At 70.4% G+C, this 26559-nt stretch carries 18 protein-coding genes; 10 read left to right on the forward strand and 8 right to left on the reverse strand.

Annotated features, from left to right (window positions below; translation table 11 throughout):
- On the forward strand, positions 1–12615 hold a 12615-nt coding region (locus NL1_RS30310), incomplete at its 5' end, for a non-ribosomal peptide synthetase (RefSeq protein ID WP_067846536.1).
- Positions 12616–12637: 22 nt separating this feature from the next.
- Here NL1_RS30310 and NL1_RS30315 read toward each other — a convergent pair.
- From NL1_RS30315 to NL1_RS30325, 3 genes are read right to left on the reverse strand one after another with little or no spacing between them, the layout of a single operon-like run.
- Positions 12638–12922, reverse strand: coding sequence for a GNAT family N-acetyltransferase (locus tag NL1_RS30315; protein WP_067846539.1), 285 nt, complete (start codon positions 12920–12922; stop codon positions 12638–12640).
- A 43-nt stretch (positions 12923–12965) separates the two neighbouring features.
- Positions 12966–13169 (reverse strand): DUF2510 domain-containing protein, encoded by a 204-nt coding sequence (locus tag NL1_RS30320; RefSeq protein ID WP_245673652.1) that lies wholly within the window; start codon positions 13167–13169, stop codon positions 12966–12968.
- Positions 13170–13205: 36 nt separating this feature from the next.
- The gene (locus NL1_RS30325; protein WP_067846543.1) at positions 13206–14564 is read right to left on the reverse strand and encodes an FAD-binding oxidoreductase; all 1359 of its coding nucleotides are present in this window, start codon (positions 14562–14564) and stop codon (positions 13206–13208) included.
- 190 nt (positions 14565–14754) lie between these two features.
- On the opposite strand from NL1_RS30325, the gene NL1_RS30330 reads away from it, so the two are divergent.
- Together NL1_RS30330 and NL1_RS30335 are read left to right on the forward strand one after the other, a co-directional pair.
- On the forward strand, positions 14755–15066 hold the full coding sequence (locus NL1_RS30330; protein WP_067846546.1) for a hypothetical protein: 312 nt from the start codon (positions 14755–14757) through the stop codon (positions 15064–15066).
- Between the two features lie 74 nt (positions 15067–15140).
- Positions 15141–15632, forward strand: coding sequence for a GtrA family protein (locus NL1_RS30335; RefSeq protein WP_067846610.1), 492 nt, complete (start codon positions 15141–15143; stop codon positions 15630–15632).
- Positions 15633–15718: 86 nt separating this feature from the next.
- On the opposite strand, the gene NL1_RS30340 is transcribed toward NL1_RS30335, so the two are convergent.
- From NL1_RS30340 to NL1_RS30350, 3 genes are read right to left on the reverse strand one after another with little or no spacing between them, the layout of a single operon-like run.
- The gene (locus NL1_RS30340; protein WP_067846549.1) at positions 15719–16357 is read right to left on the reverse strand and encodes a Type 1 glutamine amidotransferase-like domain-containing protein; all 639 of its coding nucleotides are present in this window, start codon (positions 16355–16357) and stop codon (positions 15719–15721) included.
- 4 nt (positions 16358–16361) lie between these two features.
- Positions 16362–17201: a maleylpyruvate isomerase family mycothiol-dependent enzyme gene (locus tag NL1_RS30345; RefSeq protein WP_067846552.1), complete on the reverse strand. Its 840-nt coding sequence runs from the start codon at positions 17199–17201 to the stop codon at positions 16362–16364.
- Positions 17198–17671 (reverse strand): HIT family protein, encoded by a 474-nt coding sequence (locus NL1_RS30350; RefSeq protein ID WP_084511152.1) that lies wholly within the window; start codon positions 17669–17671, stop codon positions 17198–17200. The genes NL1_RS30345 and NL1_RS30350 overlap by 4 nt, the downstream gene beginning before the upstream one ends.
- Before the next feature lie 409 nt (positions 17672–18080).
- Here NL1_RS30350 and NL1_RS30355 point away from each other — a divergent pair, with 409 nt between their 5' ends.
- The 5 genes from NL1_RS30355 (at position 18081) to NL1_RS30375 (ending at position 23638) form a co-directional block, all read left to right on the forward strand.
- Complete coding sequence (locus NL1_RS30355) at positions 18081–19196, forward strand: Re/Si-specific NAD(P)(+) transhydrogenase subunit alpha (RefSeq protein ID WP_067846558.1); 1116 nt, start codon at positions 18081–18083, stop codon at positions 19194–19196.
- Positions 19196–19516 (forward strand): NAD(P) transhydrogenase subunit alpha part 2, encoded by a 321-nt coding sequence (locus NL1_RS30360; protein WP_067846562.1) that lies wholly within the window; start codon positions 19196–19198, stop codon positions 19514–19516. The genes NL1_RS30355 and NL1_RS30360 overlap by 1 nt, the downstream gene beginning before the upstream one ends.
- Positions 19517–19519: 3 nt before the next feature.
- A complete protein-coding gene (locus tag NL1_RS30365) occupies positions 19520–20938 on the forward strand; it encodes an NAD(P)(+) transhydrogenase (Re/Si-specific) subunit beta (RefSeq protein WP_067846565.1) in 1419 nt (472 codons plus the stop codon).
- 108 nt (positions 20939–21046) lie between these two features.
- Entirely contained in the window at positions 21047–22177 is a 1131-nt protein-coding gene (locus tag NL1_RS30370) for a DUF5925 domain-containing protein (RefSeq protein WP_245673653.1), read from the forward strand.
- Positions 22178–22390: 213 nt separating this feature from the next.
- Complete coding sequence (locus NL1_RS30375) at positions 22391–23638, forward strand: MFS transporter (protein ID WP_067846571.1); 1248 nt, start codon at positions 22391–22393, stop codon at positions 23636–23638.
- 402 nt (positions 23639–24040) lie between these two features.
- Here the strand turns inward: NL1_RS30375 and NL1_RS30380 are convergent, their stop codons facing one another.
- Complete coding sequence (locus NL1_RS30380; protein ID WP_067846574.1) at positions 24041–24898, reverse strand: NAD(P)H-binding protein; 858 nt, start codon at positions 24896–24898, stop codon at positions 24041–24043.
- A gap of 80 nt (positions 24899–24978) precedes the next feature.
- Between NL1_RS30380 and NL1_RS30385 the strand changes: the two genes are divergently transcribed.
- A complete protein-coding gene (locus NL1_RS30385) occupies positions 24979–25986 on the forward strand; it encodes an AraC family transcriptional regulator (protein ID WP_067846576.1) in 1008 nt (335 codons plus the stop codon).
- On the forward strand, positions 25983–26405 hold the full coding sequence (locus tag NL1_RS30390; protein ID WP_245673654.1) for an acyl-CoA thioesterase: 423 nt from the start codon (positions 25983–25985) through the stop codon (positions 26403–26405). Before NL1_RS30385 ends, NL1_RS30390 begins: the two co-directional genes overlap by 4 nt.
- Here NL1_RS30390 and NL1_RS37935 read toward each other — a convergent pair.
- Positions 26395–26559: a hypothetical protein gene (locus NL1_RS37935; RefSeq protein WP_174553488.1), complete on the reverse strand. Its 165-nt coding sequence runs from the start codon at positions 26557–26559 to the stop codon at positions 26395–26397. The two genes, NL1_RS30390 and NL1_RS37935, sit on opposite strands and share 11 nt — an antisense overlap.

Below are 26559 nucleotides of genomic sequence, written 5' to 3' on the forward strand. Positions count from 1 at the left end.
GCCGAGCGGGGCGCGGGGCCCGACGACGCCGTGCTGGTCGCCCTGCCGCGCTCGGTGGAATCGGTGCTCGCGTTCTGGGGTGTGGTGCGTTCCGGCGCGGCCTACCTACCCGTCGGCACCGGGAATCCGGCCGAGCGCGTCGCCAAGATGGCAGCGGAATGCGGTGCGCGCCTCGGTATTACGACTCGTGATCTGGCGTCGCGGCTACCGGATTCGGTGGAGTGGATCTACATCGATACGGATGCGCCCGTTCTGGACGCGCTCGCATCGAGCGCCGACGGGTCGCGCCCCACTGTGGATGAGACAGCGGCAGAGGGTGATTCGACCGGATTCCGCCCGCACGGCGAGGTCCGTCTCGACCACACCGCCTACGTCGTCTTCACTTCCGGGTCGACCGGTGTGCCGAAGGGCGTCGTCGTCACACACGCGGGGATCGCGGGCCTGGCCGCCGCCGTGCGCGAGGCCTACCGGCCCGAGGTCGGATCGCGCGTGTTGCACTGTCTGAACCCGAGTTTCGATGCCTCCCTGCTGGAACTGCTCATTGCCTTCGGCACCGGCGCGACGATGGTGATCGGTCGTGGCGAGTCCATGGCGGGCGCCGAACTGACCTCCGCGGTGGCCGATTTCGGGATCACCCAGGTGTGCTCGACGCCGGCGGTGCTGGCGACGCTGCCGGAGGGCGCGTTGGACGGCGTGGTCGCGGTGTCCACCGGCGGCGAGATCTGCCCGCCGGAATTGGTGGCGCGCTTCGGTCCCGGGCGCAGGCTGGTGAACTCCTACGGGCCGTCCGAGACCACCGTCGCGGCCACCTTCACCGAACCCATGGACCCGCAGCGCCCCTCCGGCATCGGCCGGCCGGTGCCCGGCGCGCGGCTGATGGTGCTCGACCGGCGGCTGCGCCCGGTGCCGATCGGCACGCCTGGTGAGCTCTACATCGGCGGACCCGGCGTGGCTCGCGGTTACGCGGGACGCCAGGGCCTGACGGCGGATCGGCTGGTCGCCGACCCGTTCGGCCCACGCGGCACCCGGATGTACCGCACCGGTGACCTCGTCTGCTGGCGTTCGGCCGAACCGTTCGACGACGCGGTGCGCGCGAGTTCCGATGGCGTGGTGCTGGAATACCTGGGGCGCAGCGACTTCCAGGTCAAGCTGCGCGGAATGCGCGTCGAGCCGGGCGAAGTCGACGCGGTGCTGGATTCGCATCCCGAGGTGGAGATCGCGGTGACGGTGGTCCGCACCGGCGCCTCCGGCCGCGCGATGCTGGCATCGTATGTCGTTCCGGTGCACCGTGATTCGCAGCCCACCGAGCTGGATGTGCCGCGCCTGCGGGAGTTCTGCATGCGCAGGCTGCCGGGCCACATGGTGCCCGGCACCATCACCGTGCTGGACGCCTTGCCGCTCACCAGCAATGGCAAGGTCGATCGGCGAGCGCTGCCCGAGCCCGCGGTCGAGGCGGCGCCGCGGACGGCGGCGACGGAGGTCGAGGGCGCGCTGTGCGCGCTGTTCGCCGAGGTGCTCGGCGTGCCTGCGGTCGGGGCGGACGTCTCGTTCTTCGCGCTCGGCGGCGATTCGATCCTGTCCATCCAGCTGGTCGCGCGCGGCCGGGCGGCCGGTCTGGTGTTCTCCGCGCGTGACGTGTTCGAGCACCCGACGCCCGCCGCGCTGGCGTCGGTGGTCACCGCGCCCGGTGAGCGGGCGGTGCTGGACGAACTGCCCGGCGGCGGTGTGGGTTTCCTGCCGAGAACGCCGATCGTGGACTGGCTGCTGGAACAGCCGGGATGGCAGCGCTTCAGTCAGTCCATGGTGCTCGCCCTGCCCGCGGGCCTGAGCGAACCCGAACTCGCGCGCACCCTCGGCGCGGTGCTGGACCGGCACGACATGTTGCGCGCCAGGGTGGTTCGCGGCGGCATGGAGGTCGCGCCGCCGGGGACGATCGCACCCGAGACGGTGCTCGTCCGGGTGCCCTGCCCCGACATCGACAGCGCCGGCACCGAATCCGTCATCGAGGCGGCCGCCGCGCGGCTGGCGCCCGATGCGGGCGTCATGGTCGCGGCGACCTGGCTGGATCCCGGCCCGGACGGCGCGGGCAGGCTCGTGCTCGTCATCCACCACCTGGCCGTCGACGCGGTGTCCTGGCGCATCCTGATCGCCGATCTGATCTCGGCCTGGGCCCAGGCGCACGCCGACGAGACGCCCGAACTGCCGTCCGTCGGCACCTCCATGCGCACGTGGGCGCACGCACTCACCACCGCGGCGACCACCGAACCGTGGACCGCCGAGGCCGGCTACTGGTCCGCCGTGCTCGCCACCCCCGACCCGCCGCTGGGCCGCCGGGCGCTCGACCCGGCCGTCGACACCGGCGACACCCTCGACCGCCTCGAACTGAGCCTGCCCGCGGCGACCACCGCGACGCTGCTCGACCGGCTGCCCGTCACCTATCGCTGCGGCATGGAAGAGGCGCTGCTCGCCACGCTGGCCTCGGCGCTCGCCGCACATCGCGCGGAGCCGAGTCCCACACTGGTCATGCTGGAGCGGCACGGCCGCGACGAGGCCGCGATCCCCGGCGCCGACCTTTCCCGCACCGTCGGCTGGTTCACCAGCCAGTTCCCGGTCCGGCTCGACATCGGCGACGCCGGTCCGCTGGACGCGCTCGCCGCCGTGAAGGAACAGCTGCGTGCCGTCCCGCGCGGCGGCATCGGCTTCGGCCTCCTGCGGCACTCGAACCCGCAGACCGCCGCCGTCCTCGGCGCGGCACCGCACCCGCAGCTCGGATTCAACTACCTCGGCCAGGTGGCCGAGGGCGACGCGGACGCGACGGAGAACGCGGTGCCGTGGTTGCCGGTGTCGCTCGCGGCGAGCCTCGGCGGTGGCGGCGGCGCCGAGCTGCCCGCCTCGGCGGTCCTGGCCGTCGACGCGGTGGTGGTCGACGGACCGAAAGGTTCGGCGCTGCACGCGGTGTGGCGCTACGCCTCGGCGATCGTCGACAGCGCGGAGATGGAAGCCCTTGCCGGGAAATGGATCTCCGCGCTCGAAGAGCTGGCGAGCCAGGTGGCCGAGCCCGATGCCGGTCGGCTGACGCCGTCGGATCTGCCCCTGGTGTCCGTCGGCCAACGACAGCTGGATGCCTGGGCCGCACGGTATCCCGCCATGGCGGACGTGTGGCCGCTCGCCCCGCTGCAACAGGGTCTGCTCTTCCACAGCCAGCTGTCGGCGGGCCGTGTCGACGAGTACTCGGTGCAGGCTGTGTTCGAATTCGACGGTGACGTGGACATCGAGCGCCTGGCGGCCGCCGCCACCGCGACCGTGCGCGGACACGAGGCGCTGCGCACCGCGTTCGTGGCAGGCGTCGACGAGCCGGTGCAAATCGTGCTCGCCGATGTCGAGGTGCCCTGGCGCACAGTGGAAGTCGATCCCGCCGACTTCGACGCGTTCGCGGCCCGCGAGCTGGCCGCGCCGTTCGACCCTGCGCACCCGCCGCTGGTTCGTTTCGTGTGTGTGCGGTGCGGCGCGGACGACATCCGGCTGCTCGTCACGAACCACCACTTGGTGCTCGACGGCTGGTCCATGCCGCTGCTGCTCGCCGAACTGCTCGCGCGGTACGAAACCGGCGGGGACGGCACGGGTTTCCCGCCGTCGGTCTCCTACCGCAACTACCTGGAATGGCTGACGCGCCGAGACCGGCCCGCGGCGATGGCGGCGTGGTCGGACGCGCTGGCCGGACTGCCCGGCCCGTCGCTGGTCACCGCGGGCCGCACCCCGCTGCGCACCGGCTCCGGGAAACTGGATCTGGAGTTGCCGCTCACGCCGGAGAGCGGCCTGGCCCTCCAGCGCATGGCGGCCGACCAAGGCGTCACCCTCAACACGGTGGTGCAGTGCGCATGGGGCATGCTGCTCGCCGAGCTGACCGGTGCGACCGACATCGTCTTCGGCGCAACGGTTTCCGGCCGCCCCGCCGATCTGCCCGGCGCGGAGCGAATCGTCGGCATGCTGGTCAACACCCTTCCGGTGCGCATCGCCCTCGATCCGGCCGAGCCGGTCGGCGACCTGCTGCGCCGGGTTCAGCGCGAGCAGGGCGCCCTGCTCGACCATCACACGGTGGGGCTCAACGAGATCCAGTCCGCCACCGGGCTCGGCGTGCTGTTCGACACCGCCATCGTCTACGAGTCCTATCCGGTGGACGCGGCGGCGCTGCGCAGTGCCGCCGAGCACGCGGCGCTGCGGGTGCGTGACTTCCGCGGCCGCGACGGCACCCACTACCCGCTGTCCCTGGCCGCGCACGCGCGCGACACCCTGCGGCTGATCCTGAGCTGCGCCACCGGGTTCTTCGACGCCGCAGAGGCGGACGCGATCGGCGCGCGCCTGGTGCGGATGCTCGACCGGATGGCCGCCGATCCGGCGGGCAAGGCCGCCGCCGTGTCCGGCGTGGAGCGCGCCGACGTGATGTGCTCGCGGCCGCAGCCGATGCGGCTGCTGCCCGATCTACTGCGCTCCGGCGTGCGTCCGGGCCGGGTGGCTGTCCAATCGGACACGGTGGCGCTCGACTCCGCGGAGCTCGACGCTCGGTCGAATCGCCTGGCCCGCAAGCTCATCGCAGCTGGGGCGGGTCCCGAGACCAGGGTGCTGCTCGCGCTGCCGCGGTCGGTCGACTGGTTCGTCGCGGTCTGGGCGATCGCGAAATCCGGCGCCGCGTTCGTCCCGGTCGACATCGACCATCCCGAAGACCGTCTCGCGGCGCTCGCCACCGACAGCGCAGCGTCGCTGGGTGTTACCACCGTGGAACACCGAGATCGACTGCCCGGCACGGTCTCCTGGTTGCTGCTCGACGATCCGGCGCTGTGGGCGGAACTGCCGGACCATTCCGACGCGCCGGTCACCGACGCCGACCGGCTGCGCCCGCTGCGCGCGGAACATCCTGCCTACCTGATCTATACCTCGGGATCCACCGGAACGCCCAAGGGCGTCATGGTGACCCACGCGGGACTCGGCGGGCTCACGGTGGGCACGGCGGCGCGCATGCGGGCCAGGCCCGGCGATCGCGTCCTGCTCAGCATGAACCCGAACTTCGACGCCGCGACACTGGTGTGGCTGTCCACCTTCTACACCGGCGCCACGCTGGTCGTCGCGCCTGCCGCGGCGACCGCGGGCGACGAGCTGACCTCCGTGATCGTGGCGAACGAGGTGACCCACGTCATCGCGCCCCCCGCGGTGCTGGCCACGCTCTCGACCGCCTCGTGGAACGGCGTGCGCACCGTGGTCACCGGCGGCGAGGTCTGCCCGCCCGAGCTCACCGCCCGGGTCGGCGCGGGCCGGTCGATGATGAACTCCTACGGCCCGGCCGAGGCGACCGTCGCCGCGACCTTCAGCGCGGCCCTCGTGCCCGGCGAGGTCGCGAGTCTCGGCGCACCGATGCCCGGATTCGGGCTGGTCGTGCTGGACCGTTGGCTGCGGCCCGCACCGGTCGGCACGATCGGTGAGCTCTACTTGATGGGCCCGGGCCTGGCACGCGGGTACCAGGGCCGCGCGGGGCTCACGGCCGCGCGGTTCGTGCCCACTCCGTTCGGCGCTCCCGGCGACCGGATGTACCGCACCGGCGACCTGGTCCGGCGCGTCTCGCGGAACAGCCTGGAGTACTTGGGCCGCAACGACTCCCAGGTGAAGCTGCACGGCATCCGGGTCGAGCCCGGCGAGGTCGACGCGGTGCTGCGCGCGGTGCCGGGGGTCGCGATGGCGGTTACCGTGCCGCGGCGGGGACCCACCGGTGATCTGGCGCTCGCGGCCTACGTGGCTCCGGCCGCGGGCGCCGAACTCGACGCTGCGCGGCTGCGTGACCAGCTGGTTCGTCGCCTGCCCCGCCACCTGGTGCCCGCCGCGGTGACCGTGCTGGATGTCCTGCCGGTGACCGGCAACGGCAAGGTGGATGTGCGCGCGCTGCCCGAACCCGAGAGCGTCGCCGTGGAATACGTGGCGCCGATCGGCGTCGAGCGCGTCGTCGCCGAGGTCTTCGGCGCGGTGCTCGATCGACCCGGTGTCGGCGCGTTCGACGACTTCTTCGCCCTCGGCGGCGATTCGCTGTCCGCGACCAGGGTGACCGCCCGGCTCGGCGCCGCACTGGACATCCAGGTTCCGGTCCGGCTGCTGTTCGAGGCGCCGACGGTGCGCGCGCTGGCGGCCCGGCTGCCCGCGGCGGGCGACGGCGCGCGGCCGAGCATCGGGCCTCGCTCCGGTCCACGCCCCGAGCGGATTCCGCTCGCGCCCGCCCAGCAGCGGATGTGGTTCGTCAACCAGTACGACCCGGCGTCCGGCGCGTACAACATCCCCGCGGTGCTGCGCCTGCGCGGCGACCTGAACATCGCCGCCCTGCGCTCGGCGCTGTCGGATATGCTGGCCAGGCACGAGGCACTGCGCACCGTGTACCCGGCGCGCGACGGTGTCGGCTACCAGGTGGTGCTGCCGCCGGATGCGCTGGAACTGGACCCGGAGCCGACGGCGATCGCGGCGGACGAGCTGCCCGCCGCGGTAGCAGACTGCGTCACAACGGGTTTCGATGTGGCCGCGGAGGTCCCGTTGCGGCTGCGCCTGTTCCGCGTCGCCGCCGACGAGCACGTCCTGGTCGTGGTGGTGCACCACATCAGCGCCGACGGTTTCTCCATGGGCCCGCTCGCCAGGGACGTGCTCGCCGCCTACGCGGCGCGTTCCCACGGCGCGGTCCCGGATTGGACCGAATTGCCGGTGCAGTACGCCGATTACACGCTCTGGCAGCGGGAACGGCTGGGTTCCTCCGACGACCCGGCCTCGATGCTCACCGGTCAGCTGGACTACTGGACCACCACACTGAGCGGCCTGCCGGACCGCCTGGAACTGCCCGCCGACCGGCCACGTCCGGCCATCCCGTCGCTGCGCGCGGGCACCGTGCTGCGCACCGTCGACGCCGAAGTGGCCGCCGCGCTGGACGAACTCGGCCGCGCCAACCAGAGTTCGCTGTTCATGGTGCTGCACGCCACGCTGGCGGCCCTGTTCGCCAGGCTCAGCGGCACACCGGATATCGCGATCGGCACGCCGGTCGCCGGTCGCGGCGCGGCCGAATTGGACGATGTGGTCGGCATGTTCGTCAACACCGTCGTGCTGCGCACCGAGATCGACCCCGCCACGTCGTTCGCCGAACTGCTCGGCAGGACGCGGCGCACCGATCTCGACGCCTTCGCACACGCCGACATCCCGTTCGAAAGCCTCGTCGACGTGCTCGATCCCGCCCGCTCGGCGGCCAGGCACCCGCTGGTCCAGGTCATGCTGGTGTTCCAGAATCTCGCGCCGGTGGAACTCACGCTGCCCGATCTGCACGTGGCCGCGGTGGAGCTGGAACAGCAGAGCCTGCGTTTCGACCTGAGCGTCACGGTGGCGCCGGACGAGACATCCGGCCTGACGGTCCGCTTCGGTTACGCCACAGATCTTTTCGATCACGACACCGTCGACCGGCTCGCGGACCGCTGGCTGCGGCTGCTGCGTGCCGTCGTGGCGGATCCCGAGGCGCCGGTGGGCGATGTCGACCTGCTCGACCCGGAAGAGCGTACGGCCCTTGCAATCCCGGCCTGCCCTCTTATGGCTGAGCCGATCGTGCTGTCGCGGTTGCTCGCGGACGCGGCGGAGGCGAACCCGGACGGTGTCGCGGTGATCGACGGCGTCACCCGGCTCACCTACCGCGAACTCGACGAGCATGCCAATCGATTGGCGCGGGTACTCATCGGCGCGGGAGCGGGCCCGGAGGGGCTGGTCGCGATCGCCATCCGGCGCTCGCTGGACGCGGTGCTCGCGGTGTGGGCGGTGGCCAAGACCGGCGCCGCGTTCGTGCCGATCGACCCCGCCTACCCGGCCGAGCGGATCACCCAGATCCTGGACGATTCCGGAGCGCGGCTCGGGGTCACGGTCCGCGAGGTCGCGCCGTCGCTGCCGGGCTCGGGATTCGACGATTCCGCGCAGACCTCCGGCGAGCCACCGGTGCACTGGCTCGCGCTGGACGATCCGGGCACGACCGATCTGGTGAGTTCGACCGCCGGTGCGCCGATCGCCGCCACCGAACGGACGGCACCGGTGCGCTGGCAGAACCCGGCCTACGTCATCTTCACCTCGGGTTCCACCGGGCGGCCGAAAGGTGTCGTCGTCACCCACGAAGGCCTGGCGAATCTGACCGTCGCCCAACGTGATCGGATGCGCATCACGGCGGACTCGCGGGTGCTCGCCGTGGCGTCTCCGAGCTTCGACGCCGCGGTGCTCGAGCTGCTCATGGCCGTCGGCGCAGGCGCCACGCTCGTGATCGCCGGTCCCACCGCCTACGGCGGGCCGGAACTCGGTGAACTGCTTGCCCGCGAGCGTGTTTCGCATATCGCCCTCACGCCCTCGGCGCTGGGCTCGGTCGATGCCGCGGCACTCGGCCCCGAACCCGCGCTGCGCGCGATCATCACCGGCGGCGAGCCGTGCCCGCCGGAACTGGTCGAGCAGTGGGCCGCACCGGATCGCCTGCATTTCAACGACTACGGCCCCACCGAGGCCACGATCTGGGCGACCGGCAGCCAACCCCTGCGGCCCGGCGACGAGATCACCATCGGCGGCCCGGCCCCGGGCCTCGCGGTCCGCGTCCTCGACGAGCGGCTGCACCCGGTGCCGGACGGCGTCGTCGGCGAACTGTATCTATCCGGCCATGCCCTCGCGCGCGGCTACCACGGCCGATCCGCACTGACCGCGTCCCGATTCGTCGCCGACCCCTACGGCACACCGGGCGAACGCATGTACCGCACCGGCGACCTGGTGCGCAGGCGCGACGGCGCACTGGACTACCTGGGCCGCGGCGACCTACAGGTAAAGCTGCGCGGATTGCGCATCGAGCTCGGCGAGATCGAGTCGGCCCTGGCGAGCGACCCCGCGGTGCATCAGGCGGCGGTAACGGTGTACACCGATCCGGCCGTGGGCGAGCTGCTGGTCGGCTACGTGGTGCCGCACGGGGTGAAGCCTCTGGACGCCGCGGCGCACGATGGCGAGGCGCTCGACGCCGAAGCGCGCGGTGCGGACGCGGACGGTGCGGAGGCGCTCGACGCGGACGCTCGTCAGGCGGAGGGGCACGGCGTGGAGGCGCGTGAGGCGAAGGCGCCCGAGACTGGGGCGCTCGGTACGGAGGCACGCGCGGCCAAGCCTCTGGACGCCGAGGTGCGGGACGCGCATGCGTTCGGCGTGGAGACGCGTGAGGCTGAGGCAGTTGATGCTGGGGCGCGCGAGGCGGAGGCTCTCGATACGGAAGCGCGCGAGGTCGGAGTGCGCAAGGCTGAGGCAGGGGAGCGTGAGGCTGAGGCAGTCGATGCCGAGGTGCTCGATGCTGAGGCGCACGGCGTGGATGCGCATGAGGCGAAGGCAGTCGATGCCGGGGCGCGTGAGGCGGAGGCGCTCGGTAGGGAGGCGCTCGAGGCCTGGACGCTCGGCGTGGAGGCGCTCGAAGCGAAGGCGCTCGATGTTGGGGCGCTCGAGGCCGGGACACACATGGCAGAGGCTGAGGCAGAGGCGCACGACGCCGAGACAGTTGACGCCGCGGCGCGTGAGGCTGAGGTAGTCGAGGCCGCGGCGCGGGACGTTGAGGCGCGCGACGCCGAGCCGTCCAAGGTCGCGGCGATCGACCTCGAGGCGCTGAAAACTTCCCTTGCCCAGCGGCTTCCGTCGTACATGGTGCCGTCGGCGCTCGTCGTGCTGGACGCGCTGCCCCGCACCGCGAACGGCAAGCTCGACCGGCGCGCTCTCCCGGCCCCCGATATTCGCGCGGGTCGGTTCCGGGAGCCGAACTCGCCCACCGAGCGCGTCGTCGCCGAGACATTCGGCGAGCTGCTCGGCGTCGCGCGGGTGGGGCTCGACGACAACTTCTTCGCGCTCGGCGGCAATTCGCTGATCGCGACCCGGATCGCCGCCCGGCTCGGCGCCGCGCTGGACACCCGCGTTCCGGTGCGCATGGTCTTCGACGCCCCGACCGTCGCCGAACTGGCCGTAGCGGTGCGCACCGCGGCCGCGGCCCCCGGTCCGCGACCCGGTCCGCGTCATCGTCCCGCCCGCGTTCCGCTCTCGGCGGCGCAGCGGCGGATGTGGTTCCTCAACCGCTACGACCCCGCGTCGCCGGCGCACAATGTGCCCATTGCGGTGGAGGTGGAAGGGGAACTGGATCCGGCGATCCTGCAGAGGGCGTTGATGGACGTGCTCGCCCGCCACGAGGCGCTGCGCACCGTGTATCCGGTGGACGCCGACGGCGAGCCGTATCAGGACGTCCGCGGTCTGGCGGACGCCTATGTGCCGGTGCGGATTTCCGATGCCGACCCGGACACGGTGCCGAGCCGGGTCGCCGCGGCTATCGCCAAGGGCTTCGATCTCACCGTCGAGCTCCCGATCCGCGTCTCGCTGCTGCGTCTCGGTCCGGGGCGGACGGTGCTGGTGGTCGTCATGCACCACATCGCCTCCGACGGCTGGTCGCTGGCGCCGCTGACCCGCGACGTGATGGTGGCCTTCGCGACCCGTCGCGCGGGCGCCGCGCCGCAGTGGTCGCCGCTGCCGCTGCAATACGCCGACTACGCCCTGTGGCAGCACGAACTGCTCGGCGCCGATGACGATCCTGACAGCGTCGCGCACCGGCAGCTGGAGTACTGGCGCGGCGCGCTGGACGGATTGCCCGACGTCTCGACCCTGCCGAGCGACCATCCGCGGCCCACGGTGTCCACCCACCGCGCGGGCACGGTCGATTTCCACGTCGATGCCGCTGTGCAGCAACGGATTCGGCAGCTCTGCCGGTGGCACGGCGTCAGTATCTTCATGGTCGCGCACGCCGCGCTGGCCGTGCTGCTCGGCAGGCTCTCCGAGGAGCAGGACGTGGCGATCGGCTCGGTCATCGCCGGGCGCGGCGACGGCGAACTCGACGAGCTGGTCGGCATGTTCGTCAACACACTGGTGTTGCGCAGCCGTGTGCGCCCCGAGGACCCCTTCGAAACCCTTTTGACCGCAACGAAAGACAGCGATCTGGACGCCTTCGGCAACGCCGACCTGCCGTTCGAGCGACTGGTCGAGCTGCTCGCACCGGCCCGCTCCACCGCCCACCATCCGCTGTTCCAGGTGCTGCTCGTCTTCCAGAACTTCGAGCGGGAACCGGGCGGACTGCCGGATCTCGACGTCCGTCCGCTCGAAATGCCCACGGTGGGAGCGAAGTTCGATCTGGAGTGGATGCTCGCCGAACACTTCGACGAGGAGGGAGCGCCTGCCGGTATGCGCGGCACCCTCACCTTCGCCCTCGACTTGTTCGAGCAGTCCACCGCACAGACCTTCGCCGATCGATACGTTGAGGTGCTCGACGCCGTCACCGCGAATCCGGGCCTGCTGCTCGGTGAACTGGACGTCACGGCCCCGCCGGGGACGGTCGTCTACGAGCCGCCGCCGAACCTGACGCAGCCCCACACCGACCTGCCCTACCGGCCGCCCGTCACCCGGACCGAGCAGGCGGTGGTGAGCGCCTTCGAGACGGTGCTCGACGCCGACCGGGTCGGCTTGGACGACAACTTCTTCGAGCTCGGCGGCACCTCGATGGTGGCCATCCGCCTGGTCACCGAGCTGCGTGAACGACTCGGCGAAACCGTGCCTGTGCAGTGGATGTTCAGCGATCCCACGCCGGGCGCGCTGGCCCAGCGCATCGTCGAGCAGCGGGAGGCCGGGCCGGGCGGCGTGGATCCCGCGCTGCTGCCGCTACTGCCGATGCGGCCCTCGGGCAGCGGACCCGCGCTGTTCTGCGTGCACCCGGCGATCGGATTGGCCTGGGGCTATGCGGGATTGGTTCGTCATCTGGATCCCGGCCATCCGGTGTACGGGCTGCAATCGCCCGGCGTCGCCGCCGAGCAGCCGGACATGTCGCTGACCGAACGCGCGGCACGCTACGCCGACGAGATGCAGGCCGTTCAGCCCGACGGTCCGTACCGTCTGCTCGGCTACTCGGCGGGCGGACCGCTCGCGCACGCCGTTGCCGTCGAACTCCAGCACCGCGGCGCGACGGTATCGGCGCTGGTCATCATCGACGGTCGCGCCGACGTGGAACCCGAGAGCGCCACGGAGATGCCGCCGCCGGAGGCTTTGCTCGCCGAGTTCGGCGGCATCGATCCGGACCTGCTCGCCGGAGATCAGCCGCTGGCCGAGCGCGCCGCCGAACTTCTGCGCGGTGGTGAGAACGCCTTGGGCGCTGGGTCGAATGGCGCCCTTGGCGCTGGGCCGGACGGCGCCCTTGGCGCTGGGCCGGACGGCGCCCTTGGCGCGGTGGCCGCAGGCGCTCTCGGCGCGCTCGACGCCGCGGCCCTGGAACGCCTCCACCTCGACTACCAGCAACTGGTCCGGCAGGCGGCCGAGTACCGGCCCGGTGTGTTCGACGGTGACGTGCTGTTCTTCAGCAGCACCAGCTCCCGGCCGGGCTACGGGCCCAACGTGGATACCTGGCGGCCGTATGTCGGCGGCGCGATCCTCGATCATCAGACCGGTCACGAACACAACCGGCTGACCAGGCCAGAGGCCCTCGCGGTGATCGGCCCGATCCTGGCCGAGTACCTGAGGGAGCGCGGCTGACTTCGATCGCCGGGGTTACGTCTCAGGCCACCAGGGTCGCGTACTCGCCGTGATCAGCGATGTACTTCTCGACGTACCAGCACGTCGGCACCACGGAGAAGCCGGTGTCCCTGGAGTCCTGGAGCGCGTACTCGACCACCTTGGCCGCGATGCCCTGCCCGCGGTACTCCGGGAAGGTCATGGTGTGGTGGAAGTCGCGGACCTTGGCGTCCTCGCGCTCGGCGTAGTCGGCGTAGCCGGCCAGGGTGTCGTCGACGTAGATCTCGAATCGGGTGTCGGCGGCGTTGTGCTCGAGTCTGGTGGACATGTAACTGCCAACTCCTTCGTGCGAGGGAATGTTCCGGATTTCGTCAGGGACGGGGTTGCGTGGCGGCGGACCAGTCGCGGCCGTCGTGATAGCGGAGCAGCCGTGCGTCGGACGGGTCGGGGTACCAGCCGGGCGCGAACGATGTGCGTGACCTTCCGCCGGATCGAACGACGAAGACGACGATCCCGCCGACCGCCGCGAGCACGGCAACGACGAGCACGAGGATCAGGGTGGCCGCGGACAGCATGCGCCGAGTGTATAAGCCGGGTGCACGAGTTCCGCGTCAGAGGATCGCGCCCGGGTTCAGGATGCCGTGCGGGTCGAGCGCGTCTTTGATCCGCCTGGTCAACGCCATCACGTCCGGGCCGAGTTGGTCGGGCAGCCAGGCCTTCTTGAGCCTGCCGACGCCGTGTTCGCCGGTGATGGTGCCGCCGAGGGCGATGGCCAGGTCCATGATCTCGCCGAAGGCGAGGTGGGCGCGGGCGGTGTTGTCGGCGTCGGCCGGGTCGTGCACGATCAGCGGGTGGGTGTTGCCGTCGCCCGCGTGCGCGATCACCGAGACGGTCACGTCGTTGCGTTCGGCGATGGCGGCGATGCCGGTGACCAGATCGCCGAGGCGCGGCAGCGGCACCCCGACGTCCTCGAGCAACAGCGATCCCAGCTTCTCGACCGCCGGAATCGCGAACCGCCGCGCCGCGGTGAAGGCCTCACCCTCCTCGGCGTCCTCGGTGTGGAAAACCTCGGTGGCGCCTGCCTTTTCGCAGGCCTCGACGATGATCTCGGCCTCGCGCGCGGCGAATTTCCCCGGCGCGTCGGACCGGGCGACCAGCAGTGCGGCGGCCCCGCGGTCCAAGCCCATCCGCATCTCGTCTTCGACGGCGTTGATGGCGATCGTGTCCATGAACTCGAGCATGGACGGCCGCAGTGTGCCGGTGATGCCGAGGATGGCTTCGGTGGCGGCGGTGAGCGAGGCGAAACTCGCGACCACCGTGCTCTGCGGTGGCTGCGCGGGCAGCAGCCGGAGGGTGAGTTCGGTGATGACGCCGAGCGTGCCTTCGCTGCCGACGAACAACTTGGTGAGCGAGAGCCCGGCGGAATCCTTCAGCCGCGGCCCGCCGAGCCGCACCGGAGTCCCGTCGGCGAGCACCACTTCCATGCCGAGTACGTAATCGGTGGTGACGCCGTACTTCACGCAGCACAGCCCGCCCGCGTTGGTGGCCGCGTTGCCGCCGATCGAGCACATCTCGAACGACGAGGGATCCGGCGGATACCAGAGCCCGTGCTCGGCGACCGCCCGCTTGACCTCCGCGTTCAGCAGACCCGGCTGAACGACCGCGGTCCGCGTGACCGGGTCGACGGTGATCGCGCGCATCCGCTCGGTGCTGAGGACGATGCCCGCGTCCACCGCGGTCGCGCCGCCCGACAGGCCGGACCCCGCGCCCCGCGGGACCACCGGCACCCGGTGCGCGTCCGCCCAGCGCAGGGTCGCGGCGACATCCTCGGTCGTGGTGGCGCGGACGACGGCCGCGGGCATGCCCGCGTCAGGATCGCGCGCCCAGTCCTGCCGGTAACCGGTCAGCACATCGAGGTCGGTGAGCACCGCGCCCTCGGGCAGCGCGGCGACGAGTTCATGCAGGTCCACGCCTGTCCACACTATGCCGTTTCGGGCGACTGGTACGCCCGGACTGGCAATTCGCGGCGCGTCGGGCAAGAATCGCGGGTGCAGGGGCTCGCCGTGCGCGGATCGGCCGTCGTCGTGACGGGGGACGCGGACGGCCGACGGATCGTTCGACCATTCGGGGGACCTGCCACATAATCGGAGGGTTGACGGCATGCGGGTCGAATCACCGGACTACCGCGAACTCATCGGTGCGCTGTTCGCCGACGAGTTCGCCGACGGCGCCGTCGATCTGGAGGCGCTGCGGAGAATCCACGCGGGTGAGTTCGATGGCTGGCTCAGCGCCCTCGACCGGTCCGGGCTGTTCGGCAAGCAAGCGCTGGCGACGGTCGAAGAGCAGTGGGGCCGCGACCCGCGGATCCTGCTGGACGCGCTGCTCGCCGACGCCGACGATGTCACCCGCCGCCGCTGGCTGATGGCGTGGTCGGGACTGGACCGCCCGGAGCCGTTGGGCCAGATCGGCTGATCCGAGATCCCGCCGGTTTGCCAACAGCTCACCTGGCGGTCACCTGCCGCTGCCATGCTGGCCGCGTGCACGACCTGGCCGTCACCGCCGACTCCCTTGCCGACCGGTTCACCCGATGGTGCGAGTCGGTCGTCGCGCGGCTGCCGTGGGGTCTGGACCGCATCGTCCCGGCGACCTTCCTCGGTTTCGCACTGATCAACAGCTTCACCTTCGGCGTCGACCTGGTACTGCTGACGATGTTCCACGGCTGGTGGAACTGGCCGGTGCCGGTCTCGATCACGCTGGCCTACATCTGCGCGTTCGGACTGGCCTTCGTGCTCAACCGCACCTTCAACTTCCACTCGCACGCCCCCGTCGGCAGGCAGGCCGCGGTGTACGTCGTGGTCGTCATCGTCAACTACCTGGCCTTCATCCTCGGCGTCGGCGGCGGACTGACCGCCCTCGGCCTCGAATACCACCTGGCCCGGCTGCTCGCAGGCGCCTGCGAGGCGCTCTATATGTACAGCACCATGCGCTGGATCGTCTTCCGGAAACGCTCCACCCCCACGCCCGCTCGCGCGGTCTGATCGTTCCCACACACCGTCCGCGCTTCGCACACAGCCGGTGCCTATGTGCCCGGTGAACGCGGTGTGTGCCAAGCGCTGAGAAGCGGTCAGCGGAAGAGTTCGATGTGGTTGTTGTCGATGATGATTGCCTCGGCGTCGGTGAGGGCCCAGTGGGGGGTGCCGGTCGCGCGGTATTCGGCGGCCAGTCGGTTGCCGAGGCCCTCCGGGTCGGTGGGGGAGTCGATGTGGGGGACGATTCTGCGATCGACCAAACCCAGTCCGTCCCAGCGTGGTTCGACACCGCAGGTCGGTTCCACCTCGGCGGGATCGTCCATCGATTCCAGGCCGTGCAGGTCCGGGGTGAGCAGGCAGGCGCCCGCGCTGTATCCGGCGTAGACCAGCGCGTCGGCGGCGAGCAGCCGGGTCAGCGCGAGATCGGCTCCGCTGCGGGCGAATTGGGCGCGCAGCACGAAGGTGTTGCCGCCGCGCACCCAGAGCAGCGGGAACTCGGCGAGCCGCCGCTCCAGTTCCGTTGCGCGCCCGACGTAGTCGCGCAGATCCAGTACCTCCGGTGTGTATCCGAGCTTGCGCAGCGGCACCAGGTCGCTGATCACCGCCGACGACCACGCCGTGGGCCAGGCGTCACATGCGTTGGGAATCACGGCGACCCGGCCCGGCGCACCGACGAGCGCGGCGAGCCGATCCTGATGGTTGCCGAACCGGTAGCTGGAAAGGAACAGTCGCACCGGCTCAGAGGGTGAACGCCAGATTGCGGACCAAGCGGGCGCCGAGTTCTTCGTCGCCCGCGATGGCGATGTTGTCGAGGTGGTCGGCCGCGCTGCGACGGCCGCCGCCCAGCCGCACGAAAAGCCCTGAGTCCATGGTGATCTCGACGTCGGCGGGCCGGTCGAAGGCGTCCACGTAGGCGGCGCGCTCGTCGACCGCGATGCGCAGGGTCTGCGGCAGCGCTCCGGTCAGCACGAACGCGATGCGGGATCCGGCGGGCGCCTTGCCGAGCTTGGCGACCACGCGGGGCATCGACCCGGCGAACTCGGCGAACGCCAGCTCCGCGCGCCTGCCGCTCTCGGTCACCCGGACGCCCAGCGCGTCGGCGATATCGAGCTCGTGCATCCAGCAGTCGAACAACCGCACCCGCATGAACCGGCCGTAGGGGACCTGGCCGATCGGGGAGATCGTCGGCGTCGTCCACTCGGCGTCGTCCATCTCGTTCAGCGCCTTGTGCCGCCGGTCCGTGACTTCGCGGTACAGCTCGAGCAGGCGCGCCCCCGGCAGCGGGCGCAGCCGGTCGACCCAGATCTCGTTGAGCACCGCGGTCTCGTTGCGGACGTGCGGCAGCGACCGGACGTCGATCTTCTCGCGCATCGGATCGTGCGGCGGCGGCTTCTCGCCGAGCAGGAACGATTCGGTGCCCACCACGTGCGCGACCACGTCGAACACGGTCCAGCCCGGCAGCTCCGAAGGGGTGCGCCAACGGTTTTCGTGCAGATCGGCGACCAGCGCTGCGATCGCCTCCCACTGCTCGGTCAGCAGCTCGGTCAGCTCGGCCCGCTCCGTCGTTGCCTCGGTCATGCCTGTGTTCCTTCCTCGGTGCCCACGTCTTCGGCGTCGTCCTGTCGCGTGAGTGTCGCGAGGCCCGTGCGGATGGCGGCGGCGGTGCCCTGCGGGTCGTGCGGCCTGCGCAGCAGGAAGCCCTTGGCGAAGCTGAGCTTGTCGCCGTGCCTGCGCGGGATGACGTGCAGGTGGATGTGCGGAACGGTTTGGAACGCGGCTCTGCCGTCGTTGAGCACCAAGTTCGCGCCGTCGGCGGCGAGACTGCTGCGCCGCATGGCCAGCGCGATGCGGTGCCCGGCGCGGAAGACCAGCGCGCCGAGATCGGCGTCGAGGTCTTCCAGTTCGGTCGCGTGCCGTTTCGGCACGATCAGTGTGTGCCCACGCGCGATGGGCCGGATGTCGAGGAATGCGCACAGCAGTTCGTCCTCGAAGACCTTGGTCGCCGGAGCTTCGCCCGCCACGATGCGGCAGAAGACGCAGTCGTTCACACCCGCGACCATACGGCGTAAGAGTGGCGTGGAACACCCCGAACTCCGCGTCGACCATGACGCGCGTCACTCCGTGCCGCGGTCTCGAGCGTCTGACCAGTTCGCTGACGTGCGGGTAAGTAAGGGACCTCGAGGTGCGGATCTTGTGCCGCTCACCTGCGCGGACGACCATCACAGTGGAAGCGCCCGCCTCGGCGTGACGGGAACGAAAGGTCTCGACAGGGTGCGTCGACGCGGTGCGAATCCGGCATATGGGCGAAATCCGACCACGTCCTGTGATGGGCATCTCAGCTAGGCTCACCGCGAGCCGGGTACAGTGGCGAGGATTTTTGGCGAACTTACTCATGGGTAACTTCGTCCGGGACGTCGGTCGATGGCTAACGGCCAGCACGAGAAGGAAGTCTGACAAGTGGAGACAACGCAAAACGTTGGCGACTCGTCGCCGCGCGGAGCGCGTGTCGGAGTCGTTCGCGAGTCCAACACGGGCGAGCGGCGTGTCGCTTTGGTGCCCAAGATCATTCCGGCGCTGCTGAAGCAGGGCGTGGAAGTGGTCGTGGAAGCCGGCGCCGGACTGAGTGCGCTCATTCCCGACGAAGCCTATGTGGAGGCCGGTGCGACCATCGGCGATCCCTGGTCGGCCGAGGTGGTCGTCAAGGTGGCCCCGCCCAGCGATGCCGAGGTGGCCAAGCTGTCCGGTGGGCAGACGCTGATCGGGTTCCTCGCCCCGCGCAACGCCGAGAACCAGATCGGGGCCCTGAAGTCGGCCGGTGTGCAGGCCTTCGCGGTGGAGGCGATTCCGCGTATCTCTCGTGCGCAGGTGATGGACGCGTTGTCCTCGCAGGCGAATGTCTCCGGATACAAAGCGGTGTTGCTTGCTGCGTCGGAGTCCACGCGGTTCTTCCCGATGCTGACCACCGCGGCGGGCACGGTGAAGCCCGCGACGGTGCTGGTGCTCGGCGTGGGTGTCGCGGGTCTGCAAGCGCTGGCCACCGCCAAGCGTCTCGGTGGTCGCACCACCGGCTACGACGTGCGCCCCGAGGTCGCCGATCAGGTGCGTTCGGTCGGTGCGCAGTGGCTGGATCTGGGCATCGACGCCGCCGGTGAGGGTGGCTACGCCCGTGAGCTGACCGACGAGGAAAAGGCCAAGCAGCAGCAGGCTTTGGAGGACGCGATCAAGGGCTTCGACGTGGTGATCACCACCGCGCTGGTGCCGGGTCGTCCCGCGCCGCGCCTGGTGACCGCCGCCGCGGTGGAGGGCATGAAGCCGGGCAGCGTCATCGTGGACCTGGCCGGTGAGACCGGCGGCAACTGCGAGCTGACCGAGCCGGGCGAGACCGTGGTCAAGCACGGCGTCACCATCGCCTCGCCGCTGAACCTGCCCGCCACCATGCCCGAGCACGCCAGCGAGCTGTACTCGAAGAACATCGCGGCCCTGCTGGAACTGATGCTGGTCGACGGCAAGGTGGCCCCCGACTTCGAGGATCAGGTCCTCGCGGACTCCTGCGTCACTCGTGAGGTGAACTGATGTATACCGAACTCCTGGCGAACATCGCGATCCTGGTGCTGTCCGGGTTCGTCGGTTTCGCTGTCATCTCCAAGGTCCCCAACACCCTGCACACGCCGTTGATGTCGGGTACCAACGCCATTCACGGCATCGTCGTGCTGGGTGCGTTGGTGACGTTGGGCCGGGTCGAGGATCCCTCGATCGGCATCCAGATCATTCTGTTCGTGGCGGTGGTCTTCGGAACCCTGAACGTGGTCGGTGGTTTCGTGGTCACCGACCGGATGCTGGGCATGTTCAAGGGCAAGAAGCCGGTCGCCGCGGCGGAGAAGGCGGGCGAGTAATCCATGGACAACCTAGTCAACATTCTCTACATCGTCGCCTTCGCTCTGTTCATCTACGGTCTGATGGGCCTGACGGGGCCCAAGACCGCGGTGCGCGGCAACTGGATCGCCGCCGTCGGTATGGGCATCGCCGTGGTCGCGACTCTGATCGCGGTGCGCGACACGTCCAACTGGATCCTGATCGTCGCCGGTCTGGTGGTCGGTGTGGTGCTGGGTGTGCCGCCGGCGAAGTACACCAAGATGACCGCGATGCCGCAGCTGGTCGCCGCGTTCAACGGCGTCGGCGGTGGCACGGTCGCGCTCATCGCGTGGGCCGAGTTCCTCGACACCACCGGCTTTTCCAACTTCAAGCACGGTGAAGAGCCGACCGTGCACATCATCGTCGGCTCGCTGTTCGCCGCGATCATCGGTTCGGTCTCGTTCTGGGGCTCGTTGATCGCCTTCGGCAAGCTGCAGGAGACCCTGCCCGGCCGCCCGATCGGTGTGGGCAAGCTGCAGCAGCCGCTGAACCTGCTGCTGCTGGTGATCGCGATCGCCGCGGCGGTGGTCATCGGCCTCGGCGCCGCCGATGGTGGCGCGCCGTGGTGGTGGATGGTGCTGCTGCTCCTCGCCGCCGGTGTGCTCGGCCTGATGGTGGTGCTGCCGATCGGTGGCGCGGACATGCCCGTGGTCATCTCGCTGCTCAACGCGTTGACCGGTCTGTCGGCCGCGGCGGCGGGTCTGGCGTTGAACAACACCGCGATGATCGTGGCGGGCATGATCGTCGGCGCGTCCGGCACCATCCTGACCAACCTGATGGCCAAGGCCATGAACCGTTCCATCCCGGCCATCGTCGCCGGTGGTTTCGGTGGCGGTGGCACCGCGCCCGGCGCGGGTGGCGGTGAGCAGAAGCAGGCCAAGGCCACCTCGGCCGCGGATGCCGCGATTCAGATGGCGTACGCCAACCAGGTCATCGTGGTCCCCGGTTACGGCATGGCCGTCGCGCAGGCTCAGCACGCGGTCAAGGAAATGGCCGAGCTGCTGGAGAAGAAGGGTGTGGAGGTCAAGTACGCCATCCACCCGGTCGCCGGTCGTATGCCCGGGCACATGAACGTGCTGCTGGCCGAGGCCGAGGTGTCCTACGACGCGATGAAGGAAATGGACGACATCAACGGCGAGTTCGGCCGCACCGATGTCGCCCTGGTCATCGGCGCCAACGACGTCACCAACCCGGCCGCCCGCGAGGACGCCTCCAGCCCGATCTACGGCATGCCGGTGCTCAATGTCGACCAGGCCAAGTCGGTCATCGTGCTCAAGCGCTCGATGAACTCCGGCTTCGCGGGCATCGACAACCCGCTGTTCTACGCCGACACCACCTCCATGCTGTTCGGCGACGCCAAGAAGTCCGTCGGTGCGGTCACCGAGGAACTGAAGGCGCTGTAAACGCGCGGTATCGCGGCCCCCCGTTCCAGTGGAGCGGGGGGCCGCTTCGCGTCGGCCGGGAGTTAATTCGGTGGACGCCACCGGTGGGACACGCCGATCATGGGCGGAATGTTGGAACGCAAGGAACCACTTCGATTGATCGGGCCCGAGTCGGGTCCGGTCGATCCGGCCCAGAGCCTGCGGTGGTCCGTCGCACTGGATTCGTACTACTCCCCGCGTGATGTGCTCGACGTGCTCGCGCTGACGCCGTTCGTCCAAGGCGAGCAGGCCCGCTACCGCAAGAAGCAGCTCGAACGGGTGCGGGCCGACGCGCCGCTGCGCCCCGCGGGTTCGCGGATCGCCCGCGCCATCGAGGAGGACAACAGCCGCTCGATCCTCGTGGTCGGCGAGGGCTGGACGCTGCGCGCCGACCGGTGGGCCGACCGATCCGCGGTGGTCGAGGTCACCGCCGTCACCGAGGAACTGGCGAACGACATTCTGGCCGAATCGATCCGCGACGCCGAGGAACCGTCCGAGGTGGAGGACGGCATCCAGATGGGATTCTGGTACCTGCACGGGCAGCAGGGGCCGCGGCGGCGCCAACACGACATCGACACACCGGTCTGGCCGGACATTCGCCGCAACTATCCGGATCTGGCCGCGGCCGCCCTGGATCGGCTGATGGCGATGTCGCCGAACGACATTCGCGGCAGGCTGCTGTTGCTGCACGGCCCGCCGGGCACCGGCAAGACCACGGCGTTGCGCGCCTTGGCCAGGGCGTGGGAGCCGTGGTGCCAGGTCGACTGCGTGCTGGATCCGGAGCTGCTGTTCAGCCAGCCCGGCTACCTCATGTCGGCCGCCACCGAGGTCGACGACGAACGCCGTCGCTGGCGGATGCTGGTGCTGGAGGACTGCGACGAACTCATCAGGGCAGAAGCGAAAGCCTCGGCAGGCCAGGGTCTTTCGCGACTGCTCAACCTCACCGACGGCATGCTGGGCCAGGGCCGCGACGTGCTCGTCGCCATCACCACCAACGAGGACCTGTCCCGCCTGCACCCCGCCGTTACCCGCCCCGGCCGCTGCCTGGCCCAACTCGAGATCGGTCGTCTCTCACCCACGGAAGCCCGCCATTGGCTCGGTGACACACCCGCCCCTGTCCCCGACAGCGGCCTCTCCCTCGCCGAACTCATAGCCCTGCAACACGGCGCCACTCGCATCGACACCACCGCTGCACATCCGGAATCCGGGATGTACCTGTAGACCCCCGCAGGCCCGCACCCGCCGCGGCGCCGAGCCCTACACACCGACGAGCAGCGGCCAACCCAGCGCCGCGGGCTCGACGGCATCGAGGGCGTGCCGCGGGCGGGCCTAGGGCACGTAGCCTGAACCACCGGCCGAGATGGGCCCGACTGGAAAGAATGGGCAGGACCGACCGCACGACACCCCGGTACCGTCGAAGTGGTGCCAGCCAAGATGGTCGATGGTCGAACAAGACTCGCGCGCGGTGCGGTCTTCACCGTGTTCGGTTTGAACGGTTTCCTCCTGGCGATGTGGGTCGTGCACATTCCGGTCATCACCGATCGGACGGGGATCTCCCATTCGACGCTCGGCATGTTCATCCTGATCATGGCGGGCGCGGGCATTGCCGGTATGCGGATCGCGGGGCCGCTCGCCGATCGGTTCGGGAGCAGCAGGCTGGTGGGGGCGGCGGCGTGCATCGTTTCGGTGGCCGTGCTGGGTCCGGGGTTCGCGACCGGTCCGGTGTGGCTGGCGGCGGCGCTGGCCTGCTTCGGGTTCGGCAACGGCGCGCTGGACGTCTCGATGAACGCCCAAGCGGTGCAGGTCGAGCGGGCCTACCCGCGACCGATCATGTCGGCGTTCCACGCCCTGTTCTCCGGCGGCGGGCTGCTGGGCTCCCTGCTCGGCGCCGCCGCCCTGCGCGCGGGCTGGGACGTGCGCGTCACCCTGATCCTGGCTTCGGCGGCCTGCCTCGCGCTGGTGGCCGCGAGTGTGCCGCGTCTGCTGCCCGATCCGGCCGCGCCGCAGCGGCCCGAACCGCCCGGCTCGGAAGTGATCGGCCCGGCGCACACCGGGGACGCGGCCGATGTGCCGGAACCCGGGCACGGGCGCAAGGTCCTGGCGTTGGCCGCTCTGGCCTTCGCCGTGCTGCTCGTGGAAGGTGTCGCCGCCGACTGGAGCACCCTGCACATGCGCGAACACCTCGGCGTCGACGAAGCCACCGCCGCGCTGGCGTTCGGCGCGTTCTCGGTGACCATGACTGCGGGCCGCTTCGCCGCCGATCGCGTGAGCGGGGCGTTCGGCCGGGTCGCCGTGGTCCGCTATGGCACCCTCGTCGCCGCCCTCGGCCTCGGCTTGATCATGCTGTCCCCCTGGACACCGCTCACCCTCACCGGATGGGCGCTCTGCGGCCTCGGCCTGTCCGGCAGCGTCCCCCAGATCTTCACGGCCGCGGGCAATCTCGGCACCCGCACCGCCGCCACCGACATGGCCCGCGTCTTCGGCCTCGGCTACCTGGGTCTGCTCGCGGGCCCCGCCGTCATCGGCTGGCTGACCGAACTGATCCCCCTGACCACCGCCATGCTGGTCCCGCTGGTCGCGGTCTTGCTCTGCTGCTGGCAGGCGGGCGTCGTCGCCCCGGCCGAGCCGAAGCCCGCCGTCGAATATGACAGCGAAACAAGAGCCTCCGACGACGCCCACTGACCCCGCGATGTTCGGTAATCCGCCCACCGTCGACACCACCGCGGTGGGCACATCGACGACTGGATCGCCCCCACACCCGGCGCACCCCAGGGCTACCTCACCGCTGGGCTTATCGGGAGCACCGGCAGCCGATCCGCCGAGTGCTCCACCCTCCGCACCCATCCGCGGGGCCGGTCCGGGACATCGTCGGCCCGAAAGGGTCCGGTTGCGTGGCGCTCGCCGTTGAACCCCACGTCCGCGGATGGGTACATTCCACTTCCGACAATTTCAACCACTCTCCGGCGTCCGCTATTCCTGCGGAGAGTGGCCCGGCGCGGCCGAGCCCGCCACCGACGCGCCATTGCGTCGTATAACGAATTCCCTTGCCGACGCCGAGTATTCGAGGGAGGCCGACCCCGCGGTTCAGTGCACGGGTATCGCCGGCGTCGCCCACACCCCGGCCTCCACCGTCTCGGCGGCGTACTCGGCGAAGTCCTTGGGCTCGCGGCCGAGCGCGCGGCGCACGCCGTCGGTGGTGGCGCAGTTCCGGCCGTCGAGCAGGGTGCCGAAGAGGTAGTCCAGCAGACTGATCTCGTCCGCGGGTACCTCGTATTCGGTCAGTCCCGCCACGAATTCCGTGCGGGTGAGCGGGATGAACCGGATGTCGCGGCCCGTGGCCTTCGCGATCTCGGCGGTCGCCTCGGCGAAGGACAACGCGCGCGGTCCCGTGAGTTCGTAAACCTGACCGTCGTGCCCCGGCTCGGTCAGCGCGGCGACCGCCACGTCGGCGATGTCGTCGGCGTGCACGAACGGTTCGGGCACGTCGCCGTTGGGCAGCGCCACCGCGCCGGACAGGATGTAGTCCGCGAACGCGCCCTCGCTGAAGTTCTGGGCGAAGAAGGCGCAGCGCACCACGGTCCATGCAGGCCCGGAATCCCGCACCATCTGCTCGCACTCGACCGCCTCCGGTTCACCGCGGCCGGACAGCAGCACCAGCTTGCGCACGCCACTGTTCGCTGCGGCCGCGCTGAACGCCCTGATGACGTCCGGAGCGCCCGGTGCGGCGAGATCGGGCTGGTAGGCCAGGTAGACGGCGTCCACGCCGGTGAGCGCGGGACCCCAGGTGGCGCGGTCGGCCCAGTCGAACGGAATCTCCGCGGAACGGGACCCGATGCGGACGTCGTGGCCGCCCGCCAGAAGCCGGGCCGCCACCCGGGAACCGGTCTTGCCGGTGCCTCCGGTGACGAGGATGCGGGGCTGCGCGCTGTCGTTGCTGTTCATGCTTCGAGTACACCGTCCGGAGCCGAGACGAAACATAGTTCATCCGCTCGCAACCATGCGTGTGCGTCTACTGTGGACATGTGGATGCGGTCGCCAGTCTGCTCGAAGGTCCACGCGCCAGGGGCGCGTTCCTGATGTGTTCACTGCTCGATCCACCGTGGTCGTTGCGCATCCAGGACGAAGCGCCGCTCACCGTGCTGTCGATGATCCGCGGCACCGCCTGGATCGTCCCAGACCGGCCCGCGCCCGGCGCGAAGTCGAATTCGCAAGAGGCGAGCAGGATTTCGTCCACCAGCGAACCGCGCCAGCTGAATGCGGGCGACGTCGCCATCTTCCGCGGCCCGCACCCCTACACCGTCGCCGACGACCCGGCGACGCCGCCGCAGATCATCATTCACCCCGGCCAGGTCACCAAGACTCCCGACGGTGAAATCCTCTGCGAGACATTGAGTCTCGGCGTCCGGCAATGGGGCACCGACCCGGAGGGCGCCACCATGATGGTCACCGGGACCTACGAGTCCGCGGGCGCCGCGAGCCAACGCCTGCTGCGCGCCCTGCCGCCCATCGCGGTGCTGCCGCACGGCGATTTCGACAGCCGCCTGCTCGACATCCTCGCCGACGAGGCCACCAAGGATCAGCCCGCCCAGGGCGCGGTGCTGGACCGCCTGCTGGACCTGGTGCTGATCGCCGCGCTGCGCGCCTGGTTCGCACGCAACGACGCCCCCGCGTGGTACCACGCCTACAGCGATCCGCTGGTCGGCAAGGCCCTGCGCCTGCTCCAGCACAATCCGGCGCACGGCTGGACCGTCGCGAGCCTGGCCGAGACGGTCGGCGTATCCCGCGCCGCACTGGCCCGGCGGTTCACCGATCTGGTCGGCGAACCGCCGATGGCCTTCCTCACCGAATGGCGGCTCGCGCTCGCGGCCGACCTGCTCCAGGAATCGGACGCCACCGTCGAGGCCATCGCGCGCCAGGTCGGCTACGGTTCGGCCTTCGCGCTCAGCGCCGCCTTCAAACGGCACTTCGGGGTCAGTCCTCGCGACCACCGGCTGGGTGCGGCCCCCGCTGAGCTATCGTCGGCCGGGTGACACAGCAGTATCCCGTGCTCTGGCCGGTGCCGACCCGGTGGGCGGACAACGACCACTACGGCCACGTGAACAACGTGACGTACTACTCGTACTTCGACACGGCGGTGAACGCCTGGTTGATGCACGCGACCGGCACGGACATCAGGGATCTGCCCGCCCTCGGCGTGGTCGCGCAGACCTCCTGCCAGTACCTCGGGTCGATCAGCTTCCCCGACCAGCTCCAGGTGGGGCTTCGCATCTCCCGGCTCGGGCGCTCCAGCATCACCTACGACCTGGCGATCTTCCGCGACGCCGACGGCTCGCTCGAGCTCGCGGCCACGGGAGTCTTCGTGCACGTCTACGTGGACTCCGAGACGCGCAAGCCGGTCGAGATCCCCGAGGTGATCCGGACCGCGGCCGCCGAACTCGTCACCGACTGACGGCGCCCTCGGCGATCCCGGGCGCTGCGCGCCGCCCGCCGCATTCGTCACTCGTCGCGACCAGTGCGAGCTCGGGCAGCCTGCTCGCCACCGCCACCGCCAGCGCGATCGCGTCGACCGGGTCACCGCCGCGATCGGTGTCGATGATCAGCAC

The organism is Nocardia lijiangensis NBRC 108240 (genome assembly GCF_001613045.1).
GTDB classification, from domain to species: domain Bacteria; phylum Actinomycetota; class Actinomycetes; order Mycobacteriales; family Mycobacteriaceae; genus Nocardia; species Nocardia lijiangensis.

Coding starts and splice junctions, on each gene's coding strand:
- NL1_RS30370 (WP_245673653.1), top strand. CDS start 21,047: ATGTTGGAACGCAAGGAACCACTTCGATTGATCGGGCCCGAGTCGGGT.
- NL1_RS30360 (WP_067846562.1), top strand. CDS start 19,196: ATGTATACCGAACTCCTGGCGAACATCGCGATCCTGGTGCTGTCCGGG.
- NL1_RS30315 (WP_067846539.1), bottom strand. CDS start 12,922: ATGTCCACCAGACTCGAGCACAACGCCGCCGACACCCGATTCGAGATC.
- NL1_RS30330 (WP_067846546.1), top strand. CDS start 14,755: ATGCGGGTCGAATCACCGGACTACCGCGAACTCATCGGTGCGCTGTTC.
- NL1_RS30375 (WP_067846571.1), top strand. CDS start 22,391: ATGGTCGATGGTCGAACAAGACTCGCGCGCGGTGCGGTCTTCACCGTG.
- NL1_RS30380 (WP_067846574.1), bottom strand. CDS start 24,898: ATGAACAGCAACGACAGCGCGCAGCCCCGCATCCTCGTCACCGGAGGC.
- NL1_RS30345 (WP_067846552.1), bottom strand. CDS start 17,201: ATGACCGAGGCAACGACGGAGCGGGCCGAGCTGACCGAGCTGCTGACC.
- NL1_RS30365 (WP_067846565.1), top strand. CDS start 19,520: ATGGACAACCTAGTCAACATTCTCTACATCGTCGCCTTCGCTCTGTTC.
- NL1_RS30320 (WP_245673652.1), bottom strand. CDS start 13,169: ATGCTGTCCGCGGCCACCCTGATCCTCGTGCTCGTCGTTGCCGTGCTC.